This window comes from Magnetococcales bacterium, assembly GCA_015231175.1.
Lineage (GTDB): Bacteria > Pseudomonadota > Magnetococcia > Magnetococcales > DC0425bin3 > HA3dbin3.
On record JADGBZ010000042.1, the window covers coordinates 18,762 to 27,897 of the forward strand.

General features: G+C 56.3%; 5 protein-coding genes. 4 read left to right on the plus strand and 1 reads right to left on the minus strand.

Annotated features, from left to right (window positions below; all coding sequences use genetic code 11):
- Positions 1-50: 50 nt before the first annotated feature.
- The 4 genes from HQL63_10050 (at position 51) to HQL63_10065 (ending at position 7,939) form a co-directional block, all read left to right on the plus strand.
- Entirely contained in the window at positions 51-560 is a 510-nt protein-coding gene (locus tag HQL63_10050; GenBank protein MBF0177171.1) for a response regulator, read from the plus strand.
- A gap of 19 nt (positions 561-579) precedes the next feature.
- On the plus strand, positions 580-3,897 hold the full coding sequence (locus HQL63_10055) for a PAS-domain containing protein (protein ID MBF0177172.1): 3,318 nt from the start codon (positions 580-582) through the stop codon (positions 3,895-3,897).
- Positions 3,854-4,897: a response regulator gene (locus HQL63_10060; GenBank protein ID MBF0177173.1), complete on the plus strand. Its 1,044-nt coding sequence runs from the start codon at positions 3,854-3,856 to the stop codon at positions 4,895-4,897. The genes HQL63_10055 and HQL63_10060 overlap by 44 nt, the downstream gene beginning before the upstream one ends.
- Before the next feature lie 72 nt (positions 4,898-4,969).
- Complete coding sequence (locus HQL63_10065) at positions 4,970-7,939, plus strand: EAL domain-containing protein (protein MBF0177174.1); 2,970 nt, start codon at positions 4,970-4,972, stop codon at positions 7,937-7,939.
- On the opposite strand, the gene HQL63_10070 is transcribed toward HQL63_10065, so the two are convergent.
- Positions 7,909-8,982: a glycosyltransferase family 39 protein gene (locus HQL63_10070; protein MBF0177175.1), complete on the minus strand. Its 1,074-nt coding sequence runs from the start codon at positions 8,980-8,982 to the stop codon at positions 7,909-7,911. The genes HQL63_10065 and HQL63_10070 overlap by 31 nt on opposite strands.
- Positions 8,983-9,136: the final 154 nt, after the last annotated feature.

Here is a 9,136-nt window from a genome sequence, read left to right on the forward strand (position 1 = left end):
GAGGCTGTTTGAGGAAAAATAGGCCATTTCTCTGTCCCTGCAAAGCCCGCATGGTCAAAATCAGCAAACCACCCACGCAGACATTCACTTTCTCGCGTGACGTGGAGATAAAATTGTTGTATGTGATGAAGTCATTGTTTTCCCGCAGAGTCATGCACCGGTTTACCCAAGATGAGGCAAACGCATTGGCACACATCCTGATCATGGATGATGACCCCGGTATTTTAGCCTATGTTCGCACGGCCCTGGAGGCCGAGGGTCATCAGGTAACCCTGGCTTTGAACGGCGCAGAGGGCGTCAAACAGTTTCAACGCACCCCGACACAACTGGTTATCACCGATATTTTCATGCCGGAAATGGATGGTCTGGGCGCCATCCGGGAAATCCTCAAGGTCGCTCCAGAAACGCCCGTCATCGCCTTTTCCGGGGAGGGCAAGCAGATGGGGATGGACTCCTTCGCCCTCAACGCAGCCCGCAAATCGGGCGCAGTGGCGGTCTTGGAAAAACCATTTTCCCTCAATGATCTGATGGATGCCATCCACAAGGCGCTGCAAGGCTGATCGGCTCAGGTCGCACGCGATGGAGAATTTTTTCCCCGGTCCAGACGGGCTTGGCTGGGCTGTCGTTCTGGTGGTGATGACGGGCGTCCCGCTTGCCGGGGTGATCCTGTACTTGCGTCGGCGTCTGCGGCAAGAGGTCGAACGCCATCGTCAAACCAGCCACGAGCTGGGCAAGCTGTCCCGCGTTGTCGAGCAAAGCCCGGCAGCAGTTGTGGTGACCAACGCGCAGGGACGCATCGAGTATATCAATCCAAAATTCTCCGAAATTACCGGTTACTCCAGGGAAATGGCGGTTGGTCAAAACCCGCGCATCCTGAACGCCGGCAAAGGGAGTTTTCGTCACTACCGAAAACTTTGGGAAACCATCACCCAGGGTGCGACGTGGAGCGGCGAGTTTTTAAATCGAAAAAAAGATGGAACCCTCTATTGGTCGTCGGCGCAAATTTCCGGGATACGTAACGCCTCCGGCGTCATCACGCACTTCGTTGGCGTGCAGGAAGATATCACCGAACGCAAAAAGGCCATGGAGAACCTCCAGGTGAGTGAACGCCGACTGGCGCTTGCTCTCCGGGGAGGCGACCTCGGTTACTGGGATGTCGATTTTCGCACGGCGACCACCATCGTCAACGACAGGTGGGCCGAGATGCTCGGCTATGGGCTCGCGGAGATCAAACATCGCTGCCGGGACATCTGGAAATCGAGCATCCATCCTGAAGATCAAGAGCGCGTTGTACAACTTGGCCGCGACTACCGCCGGGGCCTGATCGAGCATTATGAGGTGGAGTATCGGGTTGTGACCCGTTTGCAGCAGACCCGCTGGTTTCTCTCCAAGGGGAGCGGCGTCGAGTACGACGCCCACGGGTTGCCGCTCCGCATGGTGGGCACGGTCATGGATATCACCCCCCAAAAACGGATCGAAGAGGCCCTGCGGGAGAGTGAGAAAGAGTCGGCCCGCAAGTCCGAGCTGCTGAAAGCCGCCCTTTCCAGCATCCAGCAAGGCATTGCCGCCTACGATGAACAGTTGCGCCTGATCGCCTGCAATCAAAAATTCAAGGAGATTCGAGGCGTCCCGGATGAGATGGCCCAGCCGGGAAGCTCTTTTATCGAGCTGCTGCGCTATGACGTGGCACGCGGGGAGTTCGGTCCGGGAGATCCGGAGGCCCAGGTCAGAAAGTACACCGAGTTGGCCCGCCATTCGACCACCCACAGCTTTGAACGGACCCGGCCCAATGGCACCGTCATCGAGGTCGTGGGGGGGCCGTTGCCAGGTGGAGGTTTTGTCAGCACCTATACCGACATCACCGAGCGCAAACTCTCCGAGGAGACCTTGCGTCGAGCCAAACAAGAGGCTGAAACCGCCAACCGGGCCAAGAGCGACTTTCTGGCCAACATGAGCCACGAAATCCGCACGCCGATGAATGTCATCATCGGCATGGCCCACCTCTGCCTGCAAGCCGGATTGACACCCAAGCAGCGAAACTATCTGGAGAAGATCCACTCGGCAGCCAACTCTCTCCTGCACATCATCAATGACATCCTGGATTTTTCCAAAGTGGAATCAGGCAAACTGGTGATGGAGGAGGTTCCATTCCGGCTACAGGAGGTGTGCAATCACATCTCCTCCATGGCCAACGTCAAGGCTGGGGAGAAGGGACTTCGCCTGGTGATCACCATGGAACCCGGCGCCCCGGAAATAGCCGTGGGAGATCCCTTGCGGCTGGTGCAGGTACTCCTCAACCTGACCAACAATGCCATCAAGTTTACCGACCACGGTCAGGTTGACATCACCCTGCGGCGCCTGGCCTCGACAGCCACCACCCATCAACTCGAATTCCTGGTGCAGGATACCGGCATCGGCCTGACCCAGGAACAAATGGACCGGCTGTTCCAATCCTTTACTCAGGCCGACAGCTCGACCACCCGCAAATACGGTGGCACGGGTTTGGGATTGGCCATCTGCAAACGTCTGGTTGAGTTGATGCATGGCACAATCCATGTCGCCAGCACACCCGGCCAAGGGAGCACTTTTTCGTTTTCGGCCCCATTTGGCCAAGCACCGCCAGGAACGATCTGCAAACCGATTTTCTCTCCCCCTGCACCCTCATTAAACGACGAAGACAAGGTCAGGCTGCGCGGTGCGCGGATCCTGCTCGCCGAGGACAACGAAATCAATCGTGAATTGGCGAAAGAGTTGCTGGAACAGGCCGGCATGGAGGTGATCGAGGCCGTTGATGGCGAAGAGGCCCTGGCCCGGTTGCATGCGACAAACTTCGATGCCCTCCTGTTGGATCTGCAAATGCCCAAAATGGACGGATTCCAGGTCACCCAAACCGTGCGCCTTGACGACGCATTCCGCCAGTTACCCATCATCGCTCTGACCGCCAACGCCATGTCCGGAGATGTGGAGAGGTGCCTCTCCATCGGCATGAACGATCATATCGCCAAACCCATCGTTCCAGACATCATGTATGCAACGTTGCTGCGTTGGGTGCGACCCCGGCTCACCACGAGCCCACCTGTCGTCGCTTCGCCGCCCCAGACAACATCATCCACACCTTCGGAGTTGGGCGCATCCCCCCCTGACCTGCCCAGGTTCGACGTGCAGACCGGCCTGTATCCAAAGTTGAGCACACCCCTTCCCGACCTGCCCGGGTTCGATGTGCAGGCCGGTCTGTATCGTGTGGGTGACAATTTGGGATTGTATCGACGCCTGCTGCAAAAATTTCGCCTGAACCATGGCGATATGCTGGATCGCATCCGCCAGGAGTTGGACCACAACTACATGCAGACCGCCCGGGAGTTGGCCCATACCCTCAAGGGGGTGGCAGGCAATGTCGGCACGACACGCCTGTTTGAAAGGGTCTCTCTTCTGGAAACTGCCATCAAACGGGAAGAGATGGATCTTATCAAACCCCTCATGGATCAGGCCTCCTCTGCCATGGCCGAGGTTCTCGCCGCCATCGCCAGCCTGGAGAAGCAGCCAACGGATCCATCCAGCACCGGAGATTGCACTTCGGGGGAGACTTGTTCCGCCAAAACTGCCATGATGCCTGTCATGCAGGATCCGTGCGCCATGGACAACCTGCTTGATGCCATGAACCAACTGCTGCACCTGCTGAGCATGGACGACACAGCCGCCACCCACCATCTGGTCACGTTACAGCCCTTCCTGGGAACGAGCCCTGCCTGGGCATCCCTGGAAAAATCCGTCAGCCAGTATGATTTTACCACAGCCGTTGCCACCCTGAGCGAAATGATCCGAGATCTGGAAAATATAACGACGAGGGTTCCTCATGAGCGTCCTGCAAGCGAAACAGACCATTCTGGTTGTCGATGACACCCCGGAGAACATCGACGTTCTGAGTGGCATTCTTGGGAACGCCTATCAGGTCAGGGCAGCGTTGAATGGCGCCAAAGCGCTCAGTATCGCCAGCAGTGACCTGCCACCCGACCTGATTCTGCTCGATGTCATGATGCCCGTCATGGATGGTTTCGAGGTGTGCCGCCGTCTCAAATCCGACCCGGGCACCCGGAACATTCCTGTCATTTTTGTCACGGCCCGCAACGACAGCTCGGATGAAACACACGGCCTCGATCTGGGCGCCGCCGACTACGTGACCAAACCGGTCCAACCCGCCGTTGTCCTGGCCCGCGTGCGCACCCACCTGGCTCTCTACAATCAAAACCGCAATCTGGAAGAGAAAGTGCGCGAGCGCACGGATCAGCTGAACAAGACGCGCCTGGAAATCATTCAACGCCTTGGACGTGCAGCAGAGTTCAGAGACAACGAGACAGGCCTGCATGTCATACGTGTCAGTCACTATGCGCGTTTGTTGGGTTTGGCTGCCGGTTTGTCCAGGGAGAGTGGCGAACTCCTCTTCCATGCTGCCCCCATGCATGACATCGGCAAAATTGGCATTCCCGACCGAATACTGTTGAAGCCCGCCTCACTGGATCCTGCTGAATGGGAGATCATGAAAACCCATGCCCAACTTGGAGCCAATATTATCGGAGATCACGACTCGGATCTATTGGCCGCAGCCAAAGCCATTGCCCTCACCCATCACGAAAAGTGGAACGGTTCCGGCTATCCACAAGGATTGCACGGCGAAGATATTCCACTTTATGGCCGGATCATTGCCATTGTGGACACATTTGATGCCCTGACCAGTGTGCGGCCTTACAAAAAAGCTTGGCCATTGCCTTCCGCCTTTGCGTTGGTCAGCAAGGAGGCTGGTCTGCATTTTGATCCACGCCTGGCCGAAATTTTTGGTACCATCCCCCTTGAAATAGAAAAGATCCATCATCAATTCGGCGAGGCAACGCACCACCCATGATCGGCACTTTTCCTGCCCCTCGTTTCTCCGACAATTTCGCCGACGCTCATGCCACCATTCCAGAGCGCTCCCATGACTTTCAGCTCCTTTGATCCATCGACATTTGACCCATCCGATTCTGTTTCCCCCGACAACAAGCTGGGGATTCTTGTCGTCGAAGACTCTCGCGCCGATTTTCTTTTGTTGGTCCGTACCCTGAACAAAGAAGGATTCCATGTCGCGTGCCAGCAGGTCGATTCCGCCGGAGAGATGGCCTCTTTCCTCAAAAATCAGACGTGGGATCTGATCATTTCCGACTATCACATACCCGGGTTCAGTGTTCAGGGCGCCATGGCGATATGGCAGGAACACGGGGCCAAACAGCCCTTTATCGTGGTATCCGGCGCACTCCGGGATGAAGAGGCCACAACGCTTCTGCGCGCTGGCGTTCATGATTTTGTCCGCAAGGATCATATGGTACGCATGGGTCCGGCAGTGCGCCGTGCCTTGCGAGAGACGCAGGAGTCGCAACGTCGTCACCAGGCAGAAATGGCTCTGCGCAGCAGTGAGGAAAGATATCGCTCTCTGACTCAATCCATCCAGGATGCCGTTCTGGCCACCAACAGCCAGGGGCGGATCGTTGCCTGGAACACCGGCGCCAGCAACATGTTCGGCCATGCGTGGCCCGACATCCAGGATCAACCCCTCGCCCTGCTGGTTCCTCAGGCATACCGCGAACAATTCGCCGTATGGTTTAAGCGTACCGGCAAAGGTGATGAACCAAAACTACCCCGTCAGCCCATAGGGTTTTTCGGCCTGCGCCGCAACGGCGAGGCGTTTCCATTGGAGGTCTCCCTCGGCTCCTGGCTGGCAGAGGACGGCAATCGATTCTATTCAGTGGTCATTCGTGACATCACCCGGCGCCGCCAGAACGAAGAGACGCTACGGGAAAACCGGGATTGTCTTGCCCATGCGCAGCGCGTGGCGCAATTGGGGAACTGGAGCTGGCATCTGCTGACCGGACAGTGGCGTTGTTCGGACGAGCTGCTGCGCATTCTTGGCCGCCAAGCCGAAGCCCCCCCCGACTTCAACTCGTTCCTGGAACGGATCCCCCCCGAAGAGCGGGAATCTGTCCGCCAGGGCGTCACCCGCGCCATCCGGGAAGATCATCACTTCGAGATGGATCACCGGATTGTGCGCACCGATGGCAGCGAGCGAATCGTCCATGCCGTTGGAGATGTCCGCCGCGACGATGTGGGCCGCCCAACCATGATGCTCACCGCCATCCACGACATCACGGAGCGGCGACAAACCGAAGAGCAGTTGCGTATCGTGACCCAGGTGTTCGGCGACGCCATGGCCGAGGTGGCCTATCAACTGCACATCACAACCAAGGCGTTTGAAACAGCGGATGAAGGCCTGGTCATTACCGATCCGGAAGATGTCATTCAATCCGTCAATCCGGCCTTTACCAGCATCACCGGTTACACCGCGGAAGAGGTCATCGGTCAACGCCCCGAAATCCTGCGATCTGATCACCATGGGCCTGATTTTTATGAAAACATCCGCCGCTCCCTGGAACAAAGGGACCGATGGGAAGGGGAAATATGGAATCGGCGCAAAAGTGGGGAGGCCTTCCCCAAAAAACTGAGTATCACAGCCATTCGGAACCGTCATGGAAAGGTGAGCAACTACATCCGGGTTTTCAGCGATCTGACCATCATCAAACGCAGCCAGGATGAACTTCGTTATCGCATCCATCACGACGCCCTGACCGGCCTGCCCAACCGATTCCTGTTCAAGGACCGGCTCGAACTGGCCATCGTGCAGGCCCATCAGGCCGGGAAAAAGGTGGTTCTGGTCAAGTTGGATCTGGACATGTTCAAAAACATCAACGAAAGCTTGGGGTACGCCTGTGGTGACTGGCTCCTGCAAGCCGTGGCAAAACGGCTGAAATCCACCCTGAGGGAAGTGGATACCCTGAGCCGCCTGAGCAGTGACGAATTCGGCGTCATTCTCCACGACATGGGAGATTCCCAGGAAACCTTGGTCATGCTGCGTAACCTGGTGGATACGATATCTCTCCACCCCTTCCAGTACCTCGACCACGAACTGTTCATCACCGCCAGCCTGGGCATCACCCTTTTCCCGGATGACAGTACGGATGCTTCATCCCTGATTCTGCATGCCGACATGGCACTCAATCGCGCCAAAAAAGGTGGCCGGGCCAACTTTCAATACTACACCACCGCCATGGGCGTAGAGGCAATCCGTCGTTTGGAGATGGAGACACACCTCTACCGGGCCTTGAAAAAAAATGAGTTTGTCCTGCACTACCAACCTAAACTGGATCTGCACAGCGGTCGGATCGTCGGCGCCGAAACTCTGGTCAGGTGGTTGCATCCAGACATGGGCCTGTTGGCGCCCAATGCCTTCATTCCCCTCGCTGAAGAGACTGGCATCATCGTCCCGTTGGGCGATTGGATCCTTGAGCGCGCCTGCCAGGCCGGACGATCCTGGCTCGACCAGGGACACCCGCACCTGCGCGTGGCCGTCAACCTTTCAGCCCGCCAGTTCTGGCTCCCGGAGTTGACCACCAAAGTGCGCCAGATCCTTGAAAAAACCAACCTGCCCGCCACGCACCTGGAACTGGAGATCACCGAAAGCATGGTCATGGGCCATGTGAACAGGGCCATCGAAACCATGCGGGAATTGGTCGATATGGGCGTTCACATCTCCGTGGACGACTTCGGCACCGGGTACTCCTCCCTGAGCTATCTGCGCAAGTTTCCGATCCACACTTTGAAGATCGATCAATCTTTTGTGCGAGAAATTTCCGGCAAATCCGAAAGTTCCGCCATTGTTTCCGCCATCATTTCGATGAGTCAAAGTTTGCATCTGCACGTTGTGGCAGAGGGTGTCGAAACTCTGGAACAGGAACGCTTCCTGCGTGAACAAGGGTGCGATGAGGTTCAGGGTTATCTTTTCAGCAAACCGGTGACAGAAGAGCATTTTATCGCACTCCTGCACCATCAACTTCCTGTCACACCCCCACCCGCCTGATGATCTCTGGCAGTGGCCAGGAACAGACCAGCCCATCCACAAGCCGCCAGGATACTCAAGGAAGGCATGACCCGATTCAGCCATCGGCCATCCCAGTCATCGAAGGTCAAGACAACCATGAGGGCCTGTATCCCTGTCACCATCCACAACAAGGCCATATCGGGTCGATATGCTTTGCACCTCCACCAGGCCAGGCATGACAAAACGTACAAAACAAGACAAAAGATGAAAGATGCCACATTATGTACATTTGAATAAAACGGACGCATGTGGGAAACAAACATCCAGAGACGCATCAAGATTGTTTCCAACAACAGCGTCGGGTGATTTTCCATCATATAAAGAATTGTTGAAAACACCCCCTTTTCCCCGACTTTGATCAATGCCTGGTCGGGGTTTGGATTCAAGCCGGCATACCCCCATATGTAACTCCCGGTGATAAAATGTTCGGAAAAATTTTCGTGAACATCCGCATTCCCGGTCAAGACAAACAGGCACCCCAGAATACCGAGCATGGACCATGCCGGCCACCTCCCGGAAGAGGGAAGGTTGATAAACCAATATACGATGACAGGGATTAAAAAATATTTTCCTTCCGGTCGGGTCAATCCAAGAACCAGGCCCATCAGCAACGCCAGGACTACCCAACGCTGCTGGTATCGCGCCAGCCAGGCCAGGCTCACCAAAGCGACCAAAGCGCAGGTTGCTATGGCCTCGGGAAGAATGAAAAAGACCCAACGTTGCACCTCGGGGTTGAGAAGAAATACGAAAGCGGCAATCGTGGCCACATTCCGGTCAAACACCTTCTCGACCGCAAGATGCAGCAAAAGTGCGCACCCCAAAGTCACCAGACATTGCGACGCCACCAGGCTTGTTTCCCCTCCCCCAATGCCAAATACCCAGGCCAGAAAGTAATCATAAAACAGATTCATGGTCCCCTTGCCCTGCAATGGCAGGCCTTGCAGGATGTTCTTGGCGGCCCCCACATAGCGCCCCGTATCCCCACCCGTCCGAATCCCCAGAACGGCATGGTGCCCTGCCATGGACAACAACCAAACCCAGAAAATCCATGCCCGATGCCCTGACAGGGCACTCCACCTAGCGGACCAGGAAACACCCCTTCCATTCATAACTATTCAGTACCCTTGCAAGAAAAGCTTGGATATGAAAGCCTTTGTCAGGGCTTCGCCCCGAACC

Excerpts from the sequence above, each read along its gene's own strand:
- HQL63_10050 (MBF0177171.1), top strand. The coding sequence starts at position 51 with ATGGTCAAAATCAGCAAACCACCCACGCAGACATTCACTTTCTCGCGT.
- HQL63_10055 (MBF0177172.1), top strand. The coding sequence starts at position 580 with ATGGAGAATTTTTTCCCCGGTCCAGACGGGCTTGGCTGGGCTGTCGTT.
- HQL63_10060 (MBF0177173.1), top strand. The coding sequence starts at position 3,854 with ATGAGCGTCCTGCAAGCGAAACAGACCATTCTGGTTGTCGATGACACC.
- HQL63_10065 (MBF0177174.1), top strand. The coding sequence starts at position 4,970 with ATGACTTTCAGCTCCTTTGATCCATCGACATTTGACCCATCCGATTCT.
- HQL63_10070 (MBF0177175.1), bottom strand. The coding sequence starts at position 8,982 with ATGGCAGGGCACCATGCCGTTCTGGGGATTCGGACGGGTGGGGATACG.